Origin of the sequence: Salipaludibacillus sp. CF4.18 (genome assembly GCF_051262595.1) — a bacterium.
Lineage (GTDB): Bacteria > Bacillota > Bacilli > Bacillales > Salisediminibacteriaceae > Salipaludibacillus > Salipaludibacillus neizhouensis.
Map to the genome: position 1 here is coordinate 1 of NZ_JBIMEV010000066.1, position 21,368 is coordinate 21,368.

Consider the following 21,368-nt stretch of genomic DNA (forward strand, 5'->3'; position numbering starts at 1 on the left):
CCTTGTTTCCCTAGGCGGGGATGGTGAGGTGGAAGGTGGTGCCTTTTCCTTTGGTGGTTTTTATATTTATGGAACCGCCCAGCTTGCTGATGGTGGAATAGACCATGACCATACCGAGGCCTGTCCCTTCTTTTTTCGTGGAGTAATAGGGCTTGCCAATGTCCGCCATTTCTTCTTTTGTCATGCCAACTCCGGTATCTGTAATTTTAATACTGATCTTGCCTTTATGTTCCCCGACATCGATGAAAAGAGTTCCGTTCTGATCTTTCATCGATTCAATTCCGTTTTTATATAGATTGACTAAACATTGCTGAAGCTGATTTTTGTCATACTTTTTTATTAAAGTGTTGTCAAAATGATAGTCCAACTCTACTTGATGAAGGTTGGCATAGGACTGCATAATCTTATTCACATATTCGAATTCTTCCTTTAAGTTCGAATGAACCATATGTTCCGCCTGCGGTTTAGCAAGCGAAAGAAAATCAGTCACAATCTCTTCTGCCCGCTTTGTCTCTTGTAATGCAAGGTCTACATACCGCTTATCATCCTTCGTTATACCTTTTGATTGATATAAAAGTTGAAGAAACCCGCTAGTAACGGTGAGTGGGTTTCTAATTTCATGAGAAACACTCGCTGACAATTCACTGATGATATGAAGTTTTTCAGATTCCAAGAACTTTTCACGTGTTTTAATATTAGTAATCGTTTTCTCAATGAAAGCCATCACAGCAATCATTCCCCCAACATGAATCACAAGGACATTGACCGCCATAAGCCAGAATTCAGGCGTTATCGTTTCGTAAAAACCTGCTAGAATCAAGAGATAACAGGACATCGTTCCAATAGAGGCAAGAGCTGCTATTTTTAGTCGGTCTCTCCCGTTTTGTTTTAAGAAGTATCTGCTCAATAAACACACGGCCACAAGTACGATCGTTGAGAATAAAAAGGAAAGTAATATTCCTTCTCCACCAATTATAAATCGATAGACGTTTAAAACAGCGTATAATGGTAAGGCAATTTTAAAGCCACCGAAAAGCGCTGCGATAATAAAAGGAATATAGCGCAAATCATAGATGAATCCAAGTTCCAATTGGATAGGATAAGTCATACATAGAACGATCGAACAAGATGATACTAGTAAAATAAACAGGTTGTTATTATTACTATTTAGTCGATGTTCAAAGAAAATAACATACAACATGGCAGGAAAAAGCAAAAAGAAAAAGTTCAAAAGCAAGATTTCAGTCAAGATAAAGCCTCATTTCAGTTGGAACCATTTTTTAATAGTATAGCAAACAAACAAGGGGAAACAAAGGGAAACAAAGGGACGGTTCTGTGCTTCATTCGAGTAACTAAATTACTCGTTCTTTCAAGAAAAAGACGTCAATCCCGCTAAGCTCAAACAACAACCCATGTTTATATTAGATATCAGATGATCATAATATACGAATTTTAGAAATCGTGAGAGGAGGTTGGCTATGGGCTACATAGAAAGTATTCGAGAACTTATAGGCAATATGCCCGTTATTTTGAATTCCGCGGGGGTAATTCTTAAGGATACAAACGAGAATATTTTATTGGTTCATAGAATGGATACAAACAACTGGGGGCTTCCTGGCGGGTATATGGAATTAGGCGAAACGTTTGAGCAAACGATCCATAGAGAACTGCATGAAGAAATAGGCATGAAAATTGATACACTTTCTTTTTCTCATATCTATTCTGGGAAAGAGTTTTATCATGAGTATCCTAATGGCGATAAGGTTTACAGTGTTATTGCCATCTATGTATCTGATGTTTATTATGAATGTAACCTCCGTGTCGATAGTTCAGAGATAAATGAAGCTAAATTTTACGACTTACATTCTTTGCCTAACAATCTAACCACAACTACAGCGATGATATTAGATTCCGTTAAAAATCAGAAGTGATGTCCCTTTGTAAATTACTGCACGCAACTAACCTTCAATCTTTTATCAAAACTTGTTGAAAATTAATTAAATTTTTTCCCTCTCCGACGTGTGTGAAAGCAGTCATCCTGCTAGGAAAAAACATTCATACCGGACTAAACTCCTCCTGTTTTTACATTCCACTCTTCCTGGAACAGCGACACTTCCACCGATGATAAGGGCTTTTACATTTGGTTTTAATATTCTGAGTTTCCATTGTTACATCATTTTATAATACCTTCTTGAGGAGTTACAAGAAGCGTCGTTCCGTTTAAACGTTTGTTTAACACCCCCCCAGCTAACGTATCAGGGTAATTCGTGCGCGGAGCAATCACCACATAATCTAGTGACTCATCGGTGATAGAGGCTTGATAACGACGATTCGTCTTGTATCTATCAGTCCCGCTTAAGCGATCCACTTCAATCCCTTAGTTCGCTTCGTCTCGAACTATCATCTGTCACTTCACAATTGATAAAACAATACATACAAAAGCACCAGGCGTGAAGTGCTCTACTTCATTCCTGGTGCTTAGTTTGGTTATGAGCATTTCTATAAAAGGCAATCTTGTATTCTTTTAACAACAGCACATTAACTCTACCAAGCCAAACCCCTTATCCTACAGTCAAATGAAGCAGAGAACCGTCCCTACGTTTCCAATGGGTGTGACATGTGTCACAGCATACCTTTTGTTTTGCTATTATAATGAAAGGAAAATGAAGGCGGGTGGGAAAATAAGGTCAAACTTAAATACTCTTTATGTTGAAATTGGTGGACAAGAAACGATCGATAAGCTTGTGGATGCTTTCTATCCTCGCGTATATGAAGATGAGGAGCTAAGACCCTTGTTTGAAGGTGACATCGAAGAGATTAAAAATAAGCAGCGTATGTTTTTGCCTCAATTTTTAGGTGGGTCCGCTGTATACAGTCAGGAGTTTGGACCTCCTGCCATGAAAAACCGACATCTCCCCTTTGAAATAACACCAAAAAGAGCGGAATGCTGGCTCAATTGTATGAAAGGTGCTTTTGTGGAAATAGGTCTCTATGATACGCCAGCAGGAATGGCTTTCTACAATCGGTTAATACAGGTAGCCAGTATCATGGTTAATAGTTCGGATACAACAGAAGAATAATTGGCAGGATCATTGGCATTCGTATGTATTTGTTCAATGGTAAAATATATTTGATTTAGTATATAAGAATGCAAGAGGCGTGAAGGATAATCCTTCACGCCTCGCCACTTGTTATTTTGTTGTTTTTTCAATAAACCAAGCGGAATGAATTATTACTCAAGCAGTGAAAAGGAAGCAGAGAACCGTCCCTGCGTCTCTCTTATAAACTCTTGAGCCATCTATTCAGCATGTCCATATTAAATTCTTTGTACCCTTGACTGATCCCCCAGCTTCTCATATGGGAATGCTCGGGATGGGTTTGACTTTTGATACAAGCTAGAAATTCGTCGTACCCTGGTTCTCCACCAACATCTTCAGGTGGCGCATTTCCCTCGCCGGCAAGACAGATGGGATAATTCACATCATAGTCATCCACCATTTGTTCAACAACGATATGGTGCTGCCAGTCATCACCGAAATCATATTGGTAGGTAATTTCGGCAGGAAGGTATTCTGACAACTTTATCCCAGTTTCCATTTTCATCGGTACGCCAGCGTCATAACTTAAAGCTTCTTCATTGCTAACTAGGTTAACAATCGGCTTTCGCTCCTTTGCCTGCTGTTTTACAGAAATGGACATCGGTTTACTTGCAAAAATAGCAAACGCATGCAGATGGTACCCTTGCCAGTTAAAAGCACTTTGTATCGTTTGATGTAATTCCGTAAACGTCATATGCTTCGGCACAACGATTCTGCGCCAAATGTTATGATTTTCAAGATCCAACGTTATTTTAAGAATAACGCCTTCCTCATTAAAAATAGGATTGCCTTTCCACTCTTCTAAATCACGATATAAATCTTCGTTCGGGCGCGTATACTCATTTTTCCCAATACCGACAATTAACCGGCTAATGTTTTTACTTGCAGGAGGTTGAAAAAGAGCCTCTTCATTTAACTCTCCATTATAAAAATATGTATTTTCACAAGCCTTATTCAATCTGGCAACGCACGTCCGATTTTTTGTCGTGGAGAATGTGATCTCCTTAGACTGAGAAATGTATGCCTCTATCACATCATCTTTTATATGCTCTTCACGAAATGTTTCACGAATTGCTTCTTGAATCACCACACCTATTCGTTTAAAATCCTTTGCTTTTAAACCATATATAACAATAGCATAGCGATTGCTGTCATTAGTCAGTACAAGTGTTTTTTTCCTGCCCAATTTTATGATATTTGCATGCCAAGAAAACAACGGTTTTTCCTCCGTAGCTGGTCCTGGTTCTGGTTTTACTTTTAACTCAGTTAACAGTTTCTTTGTACATTGAATTAGCACCAATAATACCCTCCAAATGGCATCAAAAAGGATCCGCTTTTTTCGAATTATATCATAATGCCATATACTAAAACGACCAAATCAGCTTAGAAAAATGATAAATTCTATTCCACACAAGTGTATCCGTATGGTAAATCGCGTGTATCGGGTGACGATACACGATACAGTCGCGTTTAATTGGAGCCGTCTTGCCTTCCTTATTTCTCCCATAAGACCTTTTGCTGTATCGCCTAATGGTCCGTCCATATCGCTTGACGCTATAAGAGTTTCGATGTCTGATTGAAAAACGATACGCACGCTGCGTATCGCTCCTTCTATGTCGGTTTTGCCTTTCATATCGCCTGCCGATACGAAAGGCAAAACTTCAGGTATGAGAGTTCGCACCCAGTAACACTAATTCAGCTATATAGCCAACCTATCCCTTTAGAGTGCGCGTGCTTCAACTATGTGTATTGATTTAGTAAATTCCGGATTAGCAAGGTGCAAAAGAGAATGTATTTTTACGGCATCGATTCACAGTAAATTTATAATTGTTTAACTTATTAAGATAAATGGCTGAAGCCTCTTGAGGTTCCTCGCCTTCAATGAATGAATCATCCACCCTAGTCAAGTTTGAAAACGTTTCCAATAGTTCGAAGACATTTTCCCCTTTTTTAAGGGCTTGTGCAATTATCTTTGCGGAAATGACATCTATCCCTTTTCCTGCTTCGTTTCTGACGACCATGGCACTTTTTGGGGCAACATTTTTTTTACTCATGTTATATCCTCACCCTTTCTGCTTTGACCAGTAATCTGTACGATATAAACGGAATAAAGATTTTTCACGTAGTATTTTCCTTTTCCCTAATTATAGAGAGGTAAAACGTTGTATATGACTTATTCTAAAAAATATTTATTATACTTATTAGTAAGAAGAAGCAGGAGAACAGTGCCTCCTCTCACCTTACAACTTAGGTTCAAATTTGTACCCCACTCCCCATACTGTTTGCAACACATCAGATTTCTTCTCTTTAAGTTTTTCACGGATTTTTTTTACATGCACATCGACCGTACGGATGTCCCCAATAAAGTCATACCCCCACACATGATGCAGCAGGGCTTCTCTTGTGAAGACTTGTCCAGGAGATTTGGATAGATAGGCCAGTAAATCAAATTCCCTTGGTTTAAAAATAATAACTTCTTCTTTTACAGTGACTTTACGGTGTTTAAGGTGTATTTTTAAATCACCATTAGTATAAGCTTCTTGTTCATTTTCAACATTAATACGGTGTCCAGAATCTATTCTTCTGTAAATCGCATTCATACGTGCAATTAATTCTCTCGGACTGAATGGTTTGATCATATAATCATCTGCACCTAATTCCAAACCGAGAACACGATCGTACTCTTCCCCTTTAGCCGTTACCATAAGGATTGGGACTTCGGACGTTTTTCTTAACTCTCTGCACACTTCATAGCCATCCATTTCAGGCATCATAATGTCAAGAATGATAAAATCAGCCGAAAAGGTTCGAAGGCTTTCTAACACTTCTTTACCTGTACGTGCTTCACATACTTCCATACCATTTTTATTAAAAGAGTACTTTAAAATTTCACGAATTGAATCTTCATCATCTGCGACTAAAACTTTAAACATATTACGCACTCCTCTAGTAAATTAACAAATTTGTTTAAAAAGTTTTGGAATCAGTTTTTACTAAGTACTCTATTTAAAGTAGCATTGTTCTGATTCACTTATCAAGAGACGATAGATTCATTAAGAAAAACACGTAGCAATCATTTTTTTAGGTCTTTTATGCTCAATTCATTTTGTATGGTTTAGCTAATTTAGTAAAAAAGGTTGTCGTATTACAGATAAGGACTCTGGTGAATGTTCACCAGAGTCCTTATACAATATTAGTTATTTCAATGAAGAGATGAAATTAGCATAAGAGGTTTTAACTTTCTCATAAGCATTAGTCAGCTGTAGAAAAGGTTGGAACGTAGAACCGTTCTGCTGAACCTGCTGATCATTTTCATCTTCCACTAGCTCGTCTGCTTCAGCTTGAATTTCTGCATTGCCTTCTGCTTCAGCGTCTGCTTCAATTACAGCAACAGTAGCATTCTCATCTGTTGTTTCGTCAGATTCTACTGCATCATTTTCATTTGTTACGACTTCAGCTTCTGCACCAGCCTTAACCTCTGCATTGCCTTCTGCTTGGATGTCTTGACTATTTCCATCTGCACCTTCATCAAGATTCTCTTCTACATCTTCAGTGATTAGAGCAATTTCTTCTTCAAGACCCTCTGCATCTTCCGTTTCATCTATCACACCGATCGATACCAATTGATCCTCTATATAGAGATCTTGATAATCTAATAGTGCTTCATTTCTATCAAAGATGGATTGATAACGTTCTGTTATTTCCTCAACAATTTCATCGTGTTGGGCATCTAATTGCTGCTCTGTTTCTGCTAGCGCGTCTTCTTCTTCTGCTTCATCTTCTGTCGCGTCTTCTTCTACTGCTTCATCTTCTGTTGCTTCTTCCTCTGTTGCATCTTCTTCTACTGCTTCTTCTTCTGTTGCTTCTTCTTCTTCTACTGCTTCATCTTCTGTCGCGTCTTCTTCTGTTGCTTCTTCTTCTGTTGCTTCTTCTTCTTCTGCTTCTTCTTCTTCTGCTTCATCTTCTGTCGCGTCTTCTTCTGCCGCGTCTTCTTCTGCCGCATCTTCTTCTGTTACTTCTTCTTCTTCTGCTTCATCTTCTGTTGCGTCTTCTTCTGCTTCATCTTCTGTTGTGTCTTCTTCTGTTACGTCTTCTTCTTCTGCTTCATCTTCTGTTGCGTCTTCTTCTGCCGCATCTTCTTCTGTTACGTCTTCTTCTTCTGCTTCATCTTCTGTTGTGTCTTCTTCTGCCGCATCTTCTTCTGTTACGTCTTCTGGAATTAAGTCTTCAAAATCTTCTTCATTTAAATCTTCACGATCATCAATTAAGTCACTTAAAATTTCATTCGCTAGCTCATAGTCACCTTGAGCAATTGAACTCATGATCTGGCCTTTTTCAGGTGAGCCAGGAAGAGCTTGGGCCACTTCAGATACAATTTCACCATGATTTACATCTTGTCCATTATGTTCATCTGCGGATACCGTTGCTCCCGCTGCCAAAAATGTTGCAGCTAACATAGATGTTGATAACACAAACGGTACTTTTCGACTCTGTCGTTTTAATACTTTCTTTTCAGTATTAAGATTACGTTTTACTACCATTTTGTAGTCCTCCTTGAAAATAAGTAATTTTTTTTACACCCAAACCTTATAAGTAATGATCATTTAGTTTTTGGGGGGGAAACTTCAAAACGACCTCCTTTGAACATTTTGCATTGCCCTCTTTTGGGGTACAAATTTAGTGTAAATGAAAAATATGATCAAACTATTATCAGAATAAGAAAAATTATGACTAAATTACGATAAATGTTGAAAAGGAAAGATATTACTCCCTTCCACGTACAGCAAAGTTAATTTTCATGGATTCTACTCTATTCTTTTGGTTTAATAAGTATCATTCCTCACACTCTTTCATTATCGATCTGTGTAACGATATTTTTACTAATGAGAGCGTGGAAGATTTCTATACTATGAATAGCCATAAACAAACAACCGCCATGCGTGAAGTGACCTTCTTCACGCATGGCGGCTTTCTATTAATTACTATGTCTATATAAAACGATTCTTCCACCCATTCAGGATGAGTTAATTTAAAACAGAAAACTTCCATGATTCCAGCCTATTTGCGCAGTTTGGAAAATAGCCCCTCCAAAACTCCTTTAGGTTTTTGTACCGCACCCTCTAAACGTTTATTAAACTCGTTTTGTGAACGCCATTCTCTTTGCTGTTCGTCCCGCATCATTTGTAATTCTTTTTGTAAGAATTCACTTTTTTGTTTTTCTTGTTCAAGCAATGTATCGAACTCGGTTCTTTGTTGTTCCGTTAACTTTTCTATTTTCGCATTCGTTTTTTGTGCAGAATTCCCTATAACAGAACTGATCACATGATGGTCCTGTTGAAGCCGGGAAACCGTTGTTTTTAATTCAGACATACTGTTTGTCAGTTGGTTGTTCATATCACGAGTCGCCGCCAGTTCATTTGCTAGATACTGTAAGAACTCTTTTAATTGATTGGGATCATTCGGTAGATTAGCATATGTATCGGGTGCCGATACAGCTGGGGATGTCTGATTGGAGTCTTCTAATCTTTCTTTTTGTTGCTCCATAAGATCTTTCGCTGTATCGTCCAAGGGCCTGTCCGTATCGCGTAACGCTATAAGTGCTTCGATGTCTGATTGAACAAAGATACGCCGATCTGCATCTTTAAAAAATTCATAGCCGTTTCGCTCAAGGATTTGGCCATACTTCCGAACCGTGGGAGTTGCAATCCCCACTTGCTCTGCCACTTCCTTTGTAGAAAAAGACCGTTCATTTGGTTGTATATCATGTCGCATATCGTCTCTCCTTTTACTAATCTAATAAATATCTAAGTTTTTTATGGTGAAATTGCTAGTGTATCGCCCCGCGATATGATAAACATGACCATCCATTTCTAGAGTAGATCTATTGAAATGTCTTTATTTTATTAGACTTTTCCATGCTTTCTTCACCAAGCATGCCGCTTGCTGCGACTTCAAGTTGTCATCTCTTTTAGATGTATATCGCTTATGTATATCGCCCATTAATTTCTAGGAGTGGGATTCTATGTATCGCAATTACTCTTTCAATAGATTCTTCTACGCCCTCTATTCACAGAAGGTCTTCCGCTAGATTGTATCGTCCAATAACTTGTACATATCGCGTAACGCTACGACCACCCCTTAAACAAGCAGGCCAAATGAGACAATATCATTAAATCAATGAGCATTCGCTTATCGCTTTCTTCGCGCTCGTTACGCAAGTCATATCGCCTGCTGATACATTACATGAAAAGCCTGAACTAGCGAAAGCGGCGTGCTGGACACCCAATAGTTGAAGTTCCTCTAAAACGACATTTCCCGGGAAATTACGAAATAATTTCTCACTAATTGTCTATTAAGTATACCATTATTATCTAGTTATACGAAAGCTATGTCGATAATTTTGTTACACTCGATATATCGCATAGCGATTTACCATTCTACTGCGATATGAGGGGGGAACTCAAGTGAGCCCGTTCCATAGATATCAGATAAGAAGAATAGTATCGCCGTCTTTAAGAGAGGGTAATTAAAATTGGAGGAGGGTTTGCTAACATCTATCCTAAAAAAGGCTTAAAGAGGTCTAAGCCTTTTTGTTATAGCTCTTTGTTTATACATATCCGTGACCAAAACTGAGGTATCATATACCGATAAAATGTTACTCAAGCAGTGAAAATGAAGCAGAGAACCGTCCCCATACTTCCTACCGGAGATCGGGTGCCGGTAGGAATGATTCGGAAATTCTAGTCAGAATGGGTCCATATTTTTCTTGTTTGTTGCCGGGGTAATTAATCGTATATGAATTGAAAGTATTTTCTCCAAAGAAAAATTGTTTGTACACGATCATGCCGCTCACTTCATAGGAGAGTACGTACCAATCATCTTTCTTTTGTTGGTAGGCAATATCTTCAGGTGCTTCATTTATATCTCTTTCGTAATAGGTTTCAATTGTTTCATCTTGACTAAGTATGTTAGTGTGCCCGCCATAAGCGGTAATTTCGAACTCTGTATTATAAAAACGAACGCCATCACCGTTTGTTGGTGGAGGGGCCATCTCAAAATTTGCTGGATAATCAAAGGAAAACCCGAACCGTCCATTCTCATAAGTTTCATAAACAATATCTTCTTTTTCTGTTTCTGTTTCTGGTTCAGGCTCTGGCTCGCTCTCTGATTCAGATTTAGTATCGGGTTCTGGTGCTGGTTCTGAAATAGTCTCCTCCTCCGATATAGACGCGAGTTCTTTTTCTTCCTCGTTTTCAGCTTGATCAATTTCACTCAAAGCGAGTTCAACTTTAGTTTTCAGGTTTTCTAAGTCCAATTGATAAATAGATAGAGCCTCATTTGCTGCGATTAATTCTTCTAAAACTTGCAACTCTTTGTTAGATTCATGATAATTTTCATTTTCAAACAAGTGTTTAACATCATTTAATTTTTCTTCAAAAACAACCCTCTCATCTATAGCCGATTGGATCTTATCTTTTAAATTTTCCGCTTTTTTTTCCATCGAATTTAACACGTTAGGCTGAACAATGACCTTATTAACAGATTCAAGGGCTACCTCCAAATCATTCTTTTCGTATGCTTGAATGGCATCGTCCATCAGAGTAGCTTGTTCATAATAGGATGTCGCCTCACTTTCACCATCTTCTTCCCTTGTTGCTATTTCAAAATAAACAGATGCCTGATGATAATCTTTTTGTCCTAGGCTTTCAATCCCCTTATCCATAGCATTTTGATAATCGCTATTGGAACATGAAGTTAGTACGAATAAGCCTATAATAAGTGCTAGTAAAAGTCTTTTCATGCCCATACACTCACCTTTCATTTATCAAAAAATAAGAAGCTCCACTTAAAAAAAGCTAGTACTTTTCACTGTGTATGGTCTTTGACAAGTATATCATTTTCACTTCTAAAAAAATCACCCATTTCTTTTTATACTCCGATCAAGACGGAATAATGATGATTTTCTTATTTGAGGAGTGATGACAGACCAAACGAAAAAAAAAGAAGCAGGGAACCGCCCCCTGCTTCTTTTAAGTTGTGTTGCTGCTTTGGCATTCACTTCGACTTGCTCTACATTTTTACATCCTGGTATGACGCAGGTTACTGCAGGATTTTTTAAGTTCCAAGCTAAAGCCCATTCTGCCATAGTAACGCCTTCTGGAACTTCATTCTGTTTGATTTGCTCAACTAGTCTTAACTTTTCATCAATAGCTTCTTGTTTATGCCCTTTTCTTACATTATCATTAAACACGGCACCTGGTTTATATTTGCCACTTAGAAATCCACTGGCTAACGGCACTCGAGCTAAAACGCCTAAGTCCTGTTCTATACAAGATGCTAAACTACGGGTAAGGGTAAGGAAAGGGACTAGAAATCAATGTCTAGTCCCTCCTTGTCACCCCACACTTCATAAAAATCATACCGAAAATAAATGACACAATCTTTTCTTCAACTAATACAAACCTCGCCATGCGTATGGGCACTTCTGCACGCATGGCGAGGTTTACTATTTAAAACTTATCTTTTTTGAACGTATAACTCGAAGTAGCGAAGGCGGAGACTCCCTCAGGAAAAGCAATAGCTGAAGACCCCGTAGGGACGAACTTTCCCGAGGAGGCTGAAGTCATTGCCCGCGGAAAGCGTCCGCCTAGAGCGGATTCGAGCCCTCTGAATGATGCACAGAACCGTCCCCATGCTTCACCCTTTGTTTGCTTAAACGCCGGGGTAGGCCATGAACCCTCCGTCTACGGGGATGGTTACGCCTGTTACAAAGCCAGACATGTTGTTGTCAACTAACCATAATAATGTTCCAAGTAAATCTTCGGGATCACCGAATCTTCTCATTGGTGTATGTGTAATAATCTTATTTGCTCTATCGGTGAGTGAACCGTCTTCATTTGTTAATAGATTCCGGTTTTGATCTGTGAGAAAGAAGCCTGGCGCGATGGCATTTACGCGTACTCCGGTTTGAGCCATATGAACAGCTAACCACTGTGTAAAATTATCAATACCCGCTTTTGCCGCACTATAGGCAGGGACCTTCGTCATTGGGGACGGGGCACTCATTGACGACATATTGATCACAACGACATTTTCTTTTTGAATCATTTTCTTTAAAAAGATTTGTGTTGGATTTACGGTTCCTAAAATGTTCAAGTTAAAAACATGGCCAAAACCTTCACTCTTTAAATCAAAGAAAGTAGAGACATCATCTTTTTCCAAATCTTCTTCTTGGAAGATTTCGTTTGTCGTAATTCCATCTGGGTGGTTTCCGCCTGCTCCATTGATTAAAATGTCACAAACTCCAAATGTATCTGTTACGATTTCTTCTGCTTTTTTGATACTTTCGATATCCAGAACATCACAAGAAATCGCTAGAGCCTCTCCTCCCGCTTCTCTAATGCTTTGTTCAACTTCTTTTCCTTTTTCTTCCGTTCGGTTAAGAATGGCAACCTTAACTCCCTGTCTGGCCAGTTCCTTTGCCATCGCACTGCAGAGGACACCACTTCCTCCAGTAATGACGGCTACTTTTCCTTTAAGGTTTTCATTTAGTGGTAACATAACCCAACACTCCCTTCATACATTTACTATTTTGAAATAAGTCTTCACACTTACTTCTGTCTTTCAAGCGAATCCCAAATTCCCCACATATACATGATTCCTAGCGCACGATCATTTAACCCGTATCCAGGTCGGCATTTTTCGTCCCAAATATGTCTGCCATGGTCGGGTCTCACATATCCTTTAAAGTCATTCTCATGATACGCTTTGACAATGTCATAAATATCGACTGTACCATCTTGAGTTCGGTGGGATGTCTCGATAAAGTCACCATTTTCATAGACTCGAACATTGCGGATATGAGCAAAAGCAATGCGATCTGCAAATTCACGAACCATTTCTCCGATGTTATTATTCGGATTGGCTCCTAAAGAACCACTACATAGTGTTAAACCGTTATATGGATTATCAACAAGATTTAAAAATCGTTGAATATTTTCGCGGTTAATAATAATCCGTGGCAAACCGAAAACCGAATATGGCGGATCATCTGGGTGAATCCCCATTTTAATATCATGTTTTTCTGCAACTGGAATAATTTCATCTAAGAAGTATTTTAAATTATCCCATAAATCTTCTGCTGTCACATCTTTGTAAGCCTCAAATAACTTCGCCAAATGAGAAAGTCTTTCAGGCTCCCAGCCAGGCATCGTTAATTCAGAGTCAGCACCAATTTTTTTGACTAACTCCATTGGGTCAATATCTTTTATTTTCGAAGCTTCATAAAAAAGTGCCGTTGAACCATCTTCAAGCTCTTTAAACAGATCCGTTCGCAACCAGTCAAAAACAGGCATAAAGTTATAACAGATGACCTTAACGCCAACCTCCGCTAATTTCTCGATCGTTTTTTTATAGTTTTCAATGTATAAGTCCCTTGTAGGCAAACCAAGCTTAATATCTTCATGAACATTGACACTTTCCACAACATCAATATTAAGATCATACTTATTAGCTTGCTTTTTCACTTCTGCAATTTTATCCATTGGCCACTCTTCTCCAACAGGGACATCATGAAGCGCCCATACTACACCTTCTACACCCGGAATCTGGCCAATGTGTTTTAAAGAAACACTATCGTTCCCTTCCCCGAACCATCTAAAAACCATTTTCATAAAAATCCACTCCATACCATTATTTATCTAGTAGTATTACATTTCTGCTCTTGCTTCTTTAACGAGATCACAATATTGTTTAGCTAAAGCGGTGACTTCTTCATAGTTTCCTTTTTTAGCAGGTGCGGCTAAATCACTGCCGATTCCAACAGCAACTGCTCCACTTTTGATCCACTCTTTTGCATTTTCAAGATTAACCCCGCCTGTTGGCATAATCGACACTTGCGGAAGAGGTCCTTTAATTGACTTCACGATGGATGGTGAGTAATGATTTCCAGGGAACATTTTTACGATTTCTGCACCGAACTCCATCGCCGTTTTCATTTCAGTTACCGTCATACAGCCCGGCATGTAAGGGATTTGGTATCGATTGCAAAGGATGGCTGTCCCTTGATCAAAACAAGGACTTACAATATATTTAGCTCCGGCAAGTATCGCAATCCGTGCTGTCTCACTATCTAAAACGCTCCCGGCACCAACAAGTAAGTTGTTAAACTCAGGCCTTTTCGCCAACGTCGAAATAACATCTGCTGCCCCCGGCACGGTAAATGTTACTTCAATCGATCTAATTCCACCGCTCATACAAGCGCTCGAAATCTGGATCGCTTCCTCTTCACTTTCTGTGCGAATGACAGCTACGACGCCTGACTCTACTATTTCCATGATGATCTTTGATTTTTGAATCATAGTATTGATAACACCTCAATCTCAGTATTTATCGTTAAAATGTGACCACAACTTTGCGGATGTCATTAGGAGAATTTTCAATTAATGAGATCGCTTCTTTAATCTTTTCTACCGGGAATTGATGGGTCACCATATCTTCTATTCCTAACGTCTTTTCATTGAATAATTCAATCACTTCCGGAAACTTGTTTGTTTGTAATCGCGAGCCTACAATCGTAACTTCCTTCTTTGTTATCGGCAATTGTGGAATGCTTGAAGGCTTTTCATCAAAACCAAGGACAACAACATATCCAGCAGGAGAAACAATTTCAATGGCATCTTCCAGAGTTTTCGGGATACAAACAGCGTCGATGACGATATTAGCCCCTTCACCGTTTGTGAAATCAAAAACTTTTTCTTTTACATCTTCCTGTACGGCATTTATCGTAACATCTGCCCCCCAAGATTTCGCAAACTCGAGACGATCGTCACTTAAATCTGTAATGATACAAGTGGCTCCTTTTGCCTTCGCCATTTTTAAACAACAAAGACCTATAGGACCTGCCCCAGTAATTAATACAGTGTCTCCCTTTTTCACATTTCCACGACAAGTCGCCTGTGCCCCAATCGTAAATGGCTCAACTAATACAGACTCTTTCCAATCTAAATCCTGACTCACTTTATGAACTAAGTAATCTGGCATCGCTACGTATTCCTGCATTCCGCCTTCTAGATGAACACCATATACTTCTAACTTGCTACAGACATTGTTTCTTCCTGTACGACATGCATAGCATTCTCCGCATGATTCAATGGGTTCAATGACTACTTTATCTCCTACAGCGAGACCCGTTACATCAGCGCCAATTTCTTCTACTTGACCAGTGACCTCATGCCCAATAATTCTTGGCAGCGTTGCTAAAGGGTTTGTACCATGGTAAATGTGCATATCTGAGCCGCAAATACCGACCATTTTCACTTTTACTAAGACTTGGTTTGCTTCTGATATGACTGGTTTCTCTTTTTCTATTATTGCAAGCTCATGTGCTCCTGTAACTTGAACAGCTTTCATGAATACTCAATCCTTTCGTATTTAATCTAATAAACTCGGTAAATAAAGCGTTAATTGCGGTATAAAAGCAACTAACAATAACACAATAATACTAACGGATAAGAATGGAATAAGAGCAACAGACGTCTTTCCTACCGATACCTTTCCGATACTGGATGCAACAAACAGGCAAACTCCGACTGGCGGCGTTGAAAGTCCAATAATAAGACCAAGAACCATCACTACCCCAAAATGGACAGGATCCATTCCTACTGTTTGTGCTACAGGTAAAAGTACTGGGAACAAGATGACAAGTGCTGCGATCGTTTCCATGAAAGTACCGACAAACAGCAACAGTAAAATAATGAGTAAGATGACAACGACCTTGTTATCCGAAATACTTAAGATCCCTTCTGCCACTAGTTGAGGAATTTTTTCACTCACTAAAATCCATCCGAATAAATTTGCCAAACCAACTAAAATCATAATCGAAGCTGTGCTCTTTATAGAACTCAATAAAATAGATGGAATTGCGCTTACTTTAAGACCCCTATACACAAATAAACCGACTATTAACGCATAAACAACCGCAACAATAGAAGCTTCTGTTGGTGTAAAATAACCGCCCAAGATTCCGTACAAAATGACTACAGTCATCATTAATGCCCAAAAAGCATCAATAAATGATTTTCCAATGACGGATAACTTTTGTTTTTCTCCTTTTGGATACTGTCGCTTAACCGAAATAATGTAGACAGCGATCATCAAACCAATACCTAAAATCAATCCAGGAATGGCCCCTGCTAAAAAGAGATCTCCAATGGAGACACTTGCTAACGTACCAACAATAATTAATGGCAATGATGGCGGAATAATCGGACCAATGGTTGATGATGATGAGGTAACAGCTGCAGAGAAGTCAGCGTCATAGCCTTGTTTTTTCATGGCTGGAATTAAAACCGACCCAATACTCGCTGTGTCCGCTAGAGCTGTACCGGATATACCCGCAAATCCCATGGAAGATCCCACATTTGCAAGTCCTAACCCACCACGGATATGCCCTACAACATTATTGGTAAACTGAATAATCTTCTCCGTAATTCCCCCTGCATTCATTAAATTCCCTGCCAAAATAAAGCCCGGAATACACAGAAGAACAAAAGAGTTTAATCCACCAAACATTCTTTGTGGAATAATGGATAAAGAAATATCCGCCATGAACAAGTAGATGAGCGAAGAGATGCCTAAACTAAAAGCAATTGGAATTCCTAAAAAGATTAAAATGATAAACGAAACAAACAGTAATAGCGCTAACATTAGGATTCACTCCCCTTTTCGAGGCCCTTAAAATAGTTGATCGTATGAAGTAATGCATAAATTCCAATGAACAACATCGTAATAAAAATACAGGCATGAATGATGGACATATCTAATGCCATTGTCGCTGATGATTGGCCACGCCCAATTGCGATAAACTTAAATCCCCAAAACGCAACGACGGCACTAAATAAAACAATCGTCAAATAGATGAATCCCTCATAGATTTCTCTTACTCTTTTAGGAAGATAATTTAGTAATAGATCTACATTGATAAATTCTTTATCTTTTAATGCCAACGGAGCACCAAAGGAAACCGAATATAAAAATAAGAAACGTGATAATTCTTCCGTCCAAATAAAACTCTGTGGTAAATAGCGGGAAGCAATTTGGATAATAACCACAACGATTAATGCTGTAAAACATAGTATTGTAGCTATTTCCAAGGTGCGGTCTAATAGTTTTGTACTCCTCACTTTACTTCAATCCTTTACCAGTAAATTAGGTACACCACTCACTTCATGTTTGTTCATTTTTTTTGATCGTAAGCGGTGTACCTTCTAGATTTTTCTGTATGACTATTCTACTTCCAAGATTTGTTCGTAAATAGAAAACTGTTCTTCAGATAAGTTCTCTTTAATAGCAGGTAGCATAGCTTCGCGGAATGCATCCTGATCAACATCACTATTGAAGGTCATTCCTTGATCCGTTAACTCTGTACGGTAGTTCTCAAATTCTTCATCAAATAGTTCTTTACCGTAAACTTGAGCCTCTTCAGAAGCCGCTAAAACGCTTTCTTTTAACTCATCAGATAAACCATCGAACTGTTCATTTCCTACTAAAATATAAATCCAAGAGTAAACGTGTTCTGTTTCATTCACATATTCTTGTACTTCGGCAAAACCAGCACTATGAATTAAATCCAGCGGGTTTTCTTGACCATCGATAACACCTTGCTGTAATCCAGTAAACACCTCGGTAAAGTCCATCACTTGCGGCCTTGCACCTGCTGCTTCCCAAACACTTAAGAACAATGGAACGTTTGGTACACGCATACTAAAATCTTCTAAATCTTCAGGAGTCGAGATTGGTTCGTTTGACGTTAAGTTACGTGGTGCACGTGTATGGTGGTAAAGTGGTGTTAAACCAACTTCTTCAACGATCTCATCTTCAATTTGCTGACCGATGTCACCTTCAATCACTTCTACTAAGTGATCTTCCCCTCTAAAAGCGTAAGGTACTGCCATTAGTGCTGCTTTTGGAGACCAGTTTGCCATGGTTTCTCCGGAAATAACTAAGTCCGCCGAACCTGCTTTAATACTGTTGATTGTATCTGTTTCTCCACCTAATTGGTTGTTAGGATAGAGTTCAATTTCAATTTGACCATCTGTATTTTCACTTACCAACTCACTGAATTTCTCAGCTGTTTTATGCCATATGTGATCTTCAGCAGCCACATGTCCGAATTTCCAAGTAATCGTCTCACCTGCTGCTTCTTGACCTGAATCGTTAGTTTCATTAGCTGAATCGTTATTTCCATTTTTCGTATCTGATGAAGATTCATCAGATCCACACGCTGACATAACAAACATTGCTGAAAAAATGACTGGTAAAATTTTTAATTTTTTCATTCTAAATCCCCCTTAAAATAGTAGATCCTTCGTTTACTAGCTTTTTGGTAACCGACTAACCTTCAGTACGTTCAATCACCTCCCCTGAGTAATTCTGCTTTCATAATCATGTTTATCTTTCAATAAATTCTTTTTCTCCTAATTTGATAAGAACATTCTCCAGATAAGGCAGCCCTTCATTATCACATTTAATACTTACAACCATGGAGCCAATCGTATTAGCAAACTTTAATGTTCTCTCTAACGGCCAATTATTTAAGACGCCGTAGATAAAACCTGCATCAAAGCTATCTCCCGCTCTAACAGTATCAACAACCTTTTTTGGCACATTTGGAGCAGCCTCTATGTACTCCCCGTCATGATAGCCAATGGCTCCTTTATCACCAAGTTTAATGGCGGTATAAGCAATTCCTAACTTCTTACATTCACTAATGATTTCTTTTGGTTCATTCGTTCCAAGTAAGAGCTCTGCTTCTTCTAACCCTGTTAACAAAATATCCACGTGAGGCAAAAACTGAAGTAATACTTAATACTTCTTTCGCTCTTTCTTTCGTCCACATTTTTAAACGAATGTTTGGATCAAACGAAATGAGCACCCCCTGTTTTTTTAGCTTCTGAAATAGCCGCATGAATAATCTCCATGTTTTTTTCATCAATAGCTGGAAAAACACCTGTAATATGAAGTAATTTAGCGCTTTCAAAATAGATTCTTTTAATGCTATCGGGCGATAATGTTAACCGTTGGTGACTGAGAACGATAGTAAAATATGCTTCCTTCTCCACCGTCCATAATTTCTTTAAAATTTAAAGAGGTCGGAAAACCATCGACTAACTTCACTTCTGACACATCAATTCCCTATCCACGGACAAAGTTGAAAATATGTTTACCGAACTCATCATTTCCAAGCCTGCTAATCCAACCAGTCTGTAAACCGAGTCTCGCGCAGCCAATCGCAAAATTTAACTTGCTCCGCCAACTTTCCGTTCAAACGATTGAACAAACCTCATGGGTCCCGTTGAACCAGGATTAAACGTAATCATTGCATCGCCTATTGTAATGACATCTTTCACATTGCTTCACTCCTTTCATTAAAACGATTAAATCGGATGAACCACTTTAAAAAAATCCGGGTACTTTTTATTTAACTCTTGTCTATCAATGACAACTAAATTTAAATGTTCACGGACAACTTTCTCGACACGCACCTTGTCTTCTGCACGAATAGCATTTGCAATCTCATGGTGTTGAGCGATAACTAAATCCGTATTTAATTCTTCCGATACACTTAAAAATCTTATTCGATTGAAATTAATACTCATCATATTTTGCAGCACATTCCAAATTCGTGTTTTGTTACACCCTGTAAAAATTATGGAATGAAAATCATCATCCAAATCAAAGAACTCTTTATACTTTTTTTCACTAATACACTTTTCTTGTTTTTCTAGGTTAGCTGTAATGCGCTGAAAACTTTCTTCATTAAATAGCTCACATGCTAGCAGTGACGTAGCTACTTCTAAATGCTCCCTCATAAATCTAGTTTCCTCTAAATGATCCAAATCAATTAATGAAACGATCGACCCTTTCTGAGGATACACCGTTATTAACTCCTCTTGAGAAAGTTTTAAAAAGGCTTCTCTCACAGGTGTTCGACTTACTTGTAAACTTTCAGCTATTTCATTTTCACTAATTGATTTACCTGGTAGCATATTTAAGCTGACAATTTCTTTTTTCAGAAACTCATATACTTTTGTTCCCATAGAAGTGCTTTTTTTATTTGTAAAATCTATAACCGTCATTTTTTACCTCCAGATTATGAAACAAAGTAAAATTCGTTCGCTTCCATACTTGTATACTAGTATATATTGAAAGCGTTGTCAATTATTTTTTTGAAGCATAGGGACGGTTCTCTGCTTCAAAAAAGAAATGGTTCTAATGAATCTTCTTGGAAATATGTATGAATGGAGTACAAGAGTTAAAGAGGATGGAGGATTGATTATGCAGTTTTATTATGGGAACCAGATGCCCCTGCGTGTTCTTGATGAGGCGGAGTTTTGGAAACATCAGGAAGAGGAACATACCGTAGTTATTAGAGAACTTGTCGTTAATCTGGAACAGGAGTATGTCGAGGCATTAAAGGAATGGGAAAAAGAATTCGCCAAGGCGCACCACCAAGTAATTAGATATATTGAAACGCTCAACCGTTCTGGTGGACAAGTTTCTCAGGAACTCTACCAGGATATTCTACAGCTTACCTCTTTTTGTTTAGAGCAGAGTGAACAATTTATTCAGTTTTGCCGGACTATTATGGAAGAAAGTGATCCTATCCGTACCAATCCAACAGCCAAAGTTGTTTTGAACCATATTATTGTGGAATCAGAGTATTTTATTGGAGTTGGCCAGACGATTTTGTATCAGCAGTGAAGTTGAAACGTAGTAGTTTTTTAAGAAAAACGGCAGAGCCGTCTTTTATTAAATACAGCGTGATCTTTAGCCACCGCCCCGAGTAGCACCTACGTAGTCGTGTAGGTGCTACTCGAAAGGAGGGTGGGTTTCCCTTGATACTTGTGGCGTAAAATAGCTGCAAATTTTATAAATTATTATCTTTTAAGAAAAACTGCATTAACACTTTTGGATAAACATAGAGTTTTTTGATTTAGATTGTTGTTTTTTTATCATCGGAGGGTGTTTGGAAGAAGTTCCACTCGCTTTCTTTAGCCCCCGGTGAGCCTCCTCGATCTCTGTGTGGGCTCACCTAAATCGTTTTTAAGGGCATTGAAAAAGTCGATTTCTACTTTTTCAATGCCCTTTTGATGCAATGAGCTAGGTTTCCGCAGTTTTTAATTAGGAGTGCTTTTCTCCTAATTGCTTTGTGCTTTACGCGGAAAGCGTATTTCACCCCCATCACGCCAAGCTGTTAAAAATGATGCA

Annotated in this window: 19 protein-coding genes and 2 pseudogenes; 3 read left to right on the plus strand and 18 right to left on the minus strand. The window is 38.6% G+C overall.

Going from position 1 to position 21,368, the window contains the following annotated elements; translation table 11 throughout:
* Nucleotides 1–10: 10 nt before the first annotated feature.
* Nucleotides 11–1,249 (minus strand): ATP-binding protein, encoded by a 1,239-nt coding sequence (locus ACHABW_RS22765; protein ID WP_435758893.1) that lies wholly within the window; start codon nucleotides 1,247–1,249, stop codon nucleotides 11–13.
* 229 nt (nucleotides 1,250–1,478) lie between these two features.
* On the opposite strand from ACHABW_RS22765, the gene ACHABW_RS22770 reads away from it, so the two are divergent.
* The gene (locus tag ACHABW_RS22770; protein ID WP_435758896.1) at nucleotides 1,479–1,931 is read left to right on the plus strand and encodes an NUDIX hydrolase; all 453 of its coding nucleotides are present in this window, start codon (nucleotides 1,479–1,481) and stop codon (nucleotides 1,929–1,931) included.
* Nucleotides 1,932–2,173: 242 nt separating this feature from the next.
* On the opposite strand, the gene ACHABW_RS22775 is transcribed toward ACHABW_RS22770, so the two are convergent.
* Nucleotides 2,174–2,368 (minus strand): cell wall-binding repeat-containing protein, encoded by a 195-nt coding sequence (locus ACHABW_RS22775; RefSeq protein ID WP_435758898.1) that lies wholly within the window; start codon nucleotides 2,366–2,368, stop codon nucleotides 2,174–2,176.
* A gap of 295 nt (nucleotides 2,369–2,663) precedes the next feature.
* Between ACHABW_RS22775 and ACHABW_RS22780 the strand changes: the two genes are divergently transcribed.
* Nucleotides 2,664–3,080, plus strand: coding sequence for a globin (locus ACHABW_RS22780; RefSeq protein ID WP_435758900.1), 417 nt, complete (start codon nucleotides 2,664–2,666; stop codon nucleotides 3,078–3,080).
* 199 nt (nucleotides 3,081–3,279) lie between these two features.
* Here ACHABW_RS22780 and ACHABW_RS22785 read toward each other — a convergent pair whose 3' ends face one another.
* From ACHABW_RS22785 to ACHABW_RS22860, 16 genes and pseudogenes are all read right to left on the minus strand, one after another.
* On the minus strand, nucleotides 3,280–4,395 hold the full coding sequence (locus tag ACHABW_RS22785) for a plasmid pRiA4b ORF-3 family protein (RefSeq protein WP_435758902.1): 1,116 nt from the start codon (nucleotides 4,393–4,395) through the stop codon (nucleotides 3,280–3,282).
* Nucleotides 4,396–4,867: 472 nt separating this feature from the next.
* Nucleotides 4,868–5,152: a hypothetical protein gene (locus ACHABW_RS22790; protein WP_435758904.1), complete on the minus strand. Its 285-nt coding sequence runs from the start codon at nucleotides 5,150–5,152 to the stop codon at nucleotides 4,868–4,870.
* A 186-nt stretch (nucleotides 5,153–5,338) separates the two neighbouring features.
* Nucleotides 5,339–6,031 (minus strand): response regulator transcription factor, encoded by a 693-nt coding sequence (locus tag ACHABW_RS22795; protein ID WP_435758906.1) that lies wholly within the window; start codon nucleotides 6,029–6,031, stop codon nucleotides 5,339–5,341.
* Between the two features lie 264 nt (nucleotides 6,032–6,295).
* Complete coding sequence (locus ACHABW_RS22800) at nucleotides 6,296–7,639, minus strand: hypothetical protein (RefSeq protein ID WP_435758908.1); 1,344 nt, start codon at nucleotides 7,637–7,639, stop codon at nucleotides 6,296–6,298.
* Between the two features lie 517 nt (nucleotides 7,640–8,156).
* On the minus strand, nucleotides 8,157–8,870 hold the full coding sequence (locus ACHABW_RS22805) for a hypothetical protein (protein ID WP_435758910.1): 714 nt from the start codon (nucleotides 8,868–8,870) through the stop codon (nucleotides 8,157–8,159).
* 928 nt (nucleotides 8,871–9,798) lie between these two features.
* Nucleotides 9,799–10,899 carry a hypothetical protein gene (locus tag ACHABW_RS22810; protein ID WP_435758912.1) on the minus strand — a complete coding sequence of 367 codons (1,101 nt, stop codon included), beginning with the start codon at nucleotides 10,897–10,899 and terminating at the stop codon, nucleotides 9,799–9,801.
* A 240-nt stretch (nucleotides 10,900–11,139) separates the two neighbouring features.
* Nucleotides 11,140–11,433 (minus strand): annotated as a pseudogene (locus ACHABW_RS22815) (aldo/keto reductase); the annotation flags it as partial.
* A 377-nt stretch (nucleotides 11,434–11,810) separates the two neighbouring features.
* A complete protein-coding gene (locus tag ACHABW_RS22820) occupies nucleotides 11,811–12,659 on the minus strand; it encodes an SDR family oxidoreductase (RefSeq protein WP_435758914.1) in 849 nt (282 codons plus the stop codon).
* Between the two features lie 50 nt (nucleotides 12,660–12,709).
* Nucleotides 12,710–13,771, minus strand: a complete 1,062-nt coding sequence (uxuA, locus tag ACHABW_RS22825; RefSeq protein WP_435758916.1) for a mannonate dehydratase — start codon at nucleotides 13,769–13,771, stop codon at nucleotides 12,710–12,712.
* A gap of 36 nt (nucleotides 13,772–13,807) precedes the next feature.
* The gene (locus tag ACHABW_RS22830) at nucleotides 13,808–14,458 is read right to left on the minus strand and encodes a bifunctional 2-keto-4-hydroxyglutarate aldolase/2-keto-3-deoxy-6-phosphogluconate aldolase (protein WP_435758918.1); all 651 of its coding nucleotides are present in this window, start codon (nucleotides 14,456–14,458) and stop codon (nucleotides 13,808–13,810) included.
* 34 nt (nucleotides 14,459–14,492) lie between these two features.
* Nucleotides 14,493–15,509: a zinc-binding alcohol dehydrogenase family protein gene (locus ACHABW_RS22835; RefSeq protein WP_435758920.1), complete on the minus strand. Its 1,017-nt coding sequence runs from the start codon at nucleotides 15,507–15,509 to the stop codon at nucleotides 14,493–14,495.
* Nucleotides 15,510–15,530: 21 nt separating this feature from the next.
* The gene (locus ACHABW_RS22840) at nucleotides 15,531–16,805 is read right to left on the minus strand and encodes a TRAP transporter large permease (protein WP_435758922.1); all 1,275 of its coding nucleotides are present in this window, start codon (nucleotides 16,803–16,805) and stop codon (nucleotides 15,531–15,533) included.
* Nucleotides 16,805–17,281: a TRAP transporter small permease gene (locus ACHABW_RS22845; protein WP_435758924.1), complete on the minus strand. Its 477-nt coding sequence runs from the start codon at nucleotides 17,279–17,281 to the stop codon at nucleotides 16,805–16,807. Before ACHABW_RS22845 ends, ACHABW_RS22840 begins: the two co-directional genes overlap by 1 nt.
* Before the next feature lie 102 nt (nucleotides 17,282–17,383).
* The gene (locus ACHABW_RS22850; protein ID WP_435758926.1) at nucleotides 17,384–18,436 is read right to left on the minus strand and encodes a TRAP transporter substrate-binding protein; all 1,053 of its coding nucleotides are present in this window, start codon (nucleotides 18,434–18,436) and stop codon (nucleotides 17,384–17,386) included.
* A 112-nt stretch (nucleotides 18,437–18,548) separates the two neighbouring features.
* A pseudogene (locus tag ACHABW_RS22855) lies at nucleotides 18,549–19,477 on the minus strand (sugar kinase).
* Between the two features lie 57 nt (nucleotides 19,478–19,534).
* On the minus strand, nucleotides 19,535–20,236 hold the full coding sequence (locus ACHABW_RS22860; protein WP_435758928.1) for a GntR family transcriptional regulator: 702 nt from the start codon (nucleotides 20,234–20,236) through the stop codon (nucleotides 19,535–19,537).
* 199 nt (nucleotides 20,237–20,435) lie between these two features.
* Here ACHABW_RS22860 and ACHABW_RS22865 point away from each other — a divergent pair, with 199 nt between their 5' ends.
* A complete protein-coding gene (locus ACHABW_RS22865; protein ID WP_435758930.1) occupies nucleotides 20,436–20,861 on the plus strand; it encodes a DUF2935 domain-containing protein in 426 nt (141 codons plus the stop codon).
* Nucleotides 20,862–21,368: the final 507 nt, after the last annotated feature.

Bases quoted from the DNA above. Each gene is read 5' to 3' on its own strand.
- ACHABW_RS22770 (WP_435758896.1), top strand. From the start codon at position 1,479: ATGGGCTACATAGAAAGTATTCGAGAACTTATAGGCAATATGCCCGTT.
- ACHABW_RS22780 (WP_435758900.1), top strand. From the start codon at position 2,664: ATGAAGGCGGGTGGGAAAATAAGGTCAAACTTAAATACTCTTTATGTT.
- ACHABW_RS22790 (WP_435758904.1), bottom strand. From the start codon at position 5,152: ATGAGTAAAAAAAATGTTGCCCCAAAAAGTGCCATGGTCGTCAGAAAC.
- ACHABW_RS22795 (WP_435758906.1), bottom strand. From the start codon at position 6,031: ATGTTTAAAGTTTTAGTCGCAGATGATGAAGATTCAATTCGTGAAATT.
- ACHABW_RS22800 (WP_435758908.1), bottom strand. From the start codon at position 7,639: ATGGTAGTAAAACGTAATCTTAATACTGAAAAGAAAGTATTAAAACGA.
- ACHABW_RS22805 (WP_435758910.1), bottom strand. From the start codon at position 8,870: ATGCGACATGATATACAACCAAATGAACGGTCTTTTTCTACAAAGGAA.
- ACHABW_RS22810 (WP_435758912.1), bottom strand. From the start codon at position 10,899: ATGAAAAGACTTTTACTAGCACTTATTATAGGCTTATTCGTACTAACT.
- ACHABW_RS22820 (WP_435758914.1), bottom strand. From the start codon at position 12,659: ATGTTACCACTAAATGAAAACCTTAAAGGAAAAGTAGCCGTCATTACT.
- uxuA (WP_435758916.1), bottom strand. From the start codon at position 13,771: ATGAAAATGGTTTTTAGATGGTTCGGGGAAGGGAACGATAGTGTTTCT.
- ACHABW_RS22830 (WP_435758918.1), bottom strand. From the start codon at position 14,458: ATGATTCAAAAATCAAAGATCATCATGGAAATAGTAGAGTCAGGCGTC.
- ACHABW_RS22835 (WP_435758920.1), bottom strand. From the start codon at position 15,509: ATGAAAGCTGTTCAAGTTACAGGAGCACATGAGCTTGCAATAATAGAA.
- ACHABW_RS22840 (WP_435758922.1), bottom strand. From the start codon at position 16,805: ATGTTAGCGCTATTACTGTTTGTTTCGTTTATCATTTTAATCTTTTTA.
- ACHABW_RS22850 (WP_435758926.1), bottom strand. From the start codon at position 18,436: ATGAAAAAATTAAAAATTTTACCAGTCATTTTTTCAGCAATGTTTGTT.
- ACHABW_RS22860 (WP_435758928.1), bottom strand. From the start codon at position 20,236: ATGACGGTTATAGATTTTACAAATAAAAAAAGCACTTCTATGGGAACA.
- ACHABW_RS22865 (WP_435758930.1), top strand. From the start codon at position 20,436: ATGCAGTTTTATTATGGGAACCAGATGCCCCTGCGTGTTCTTGATGAG.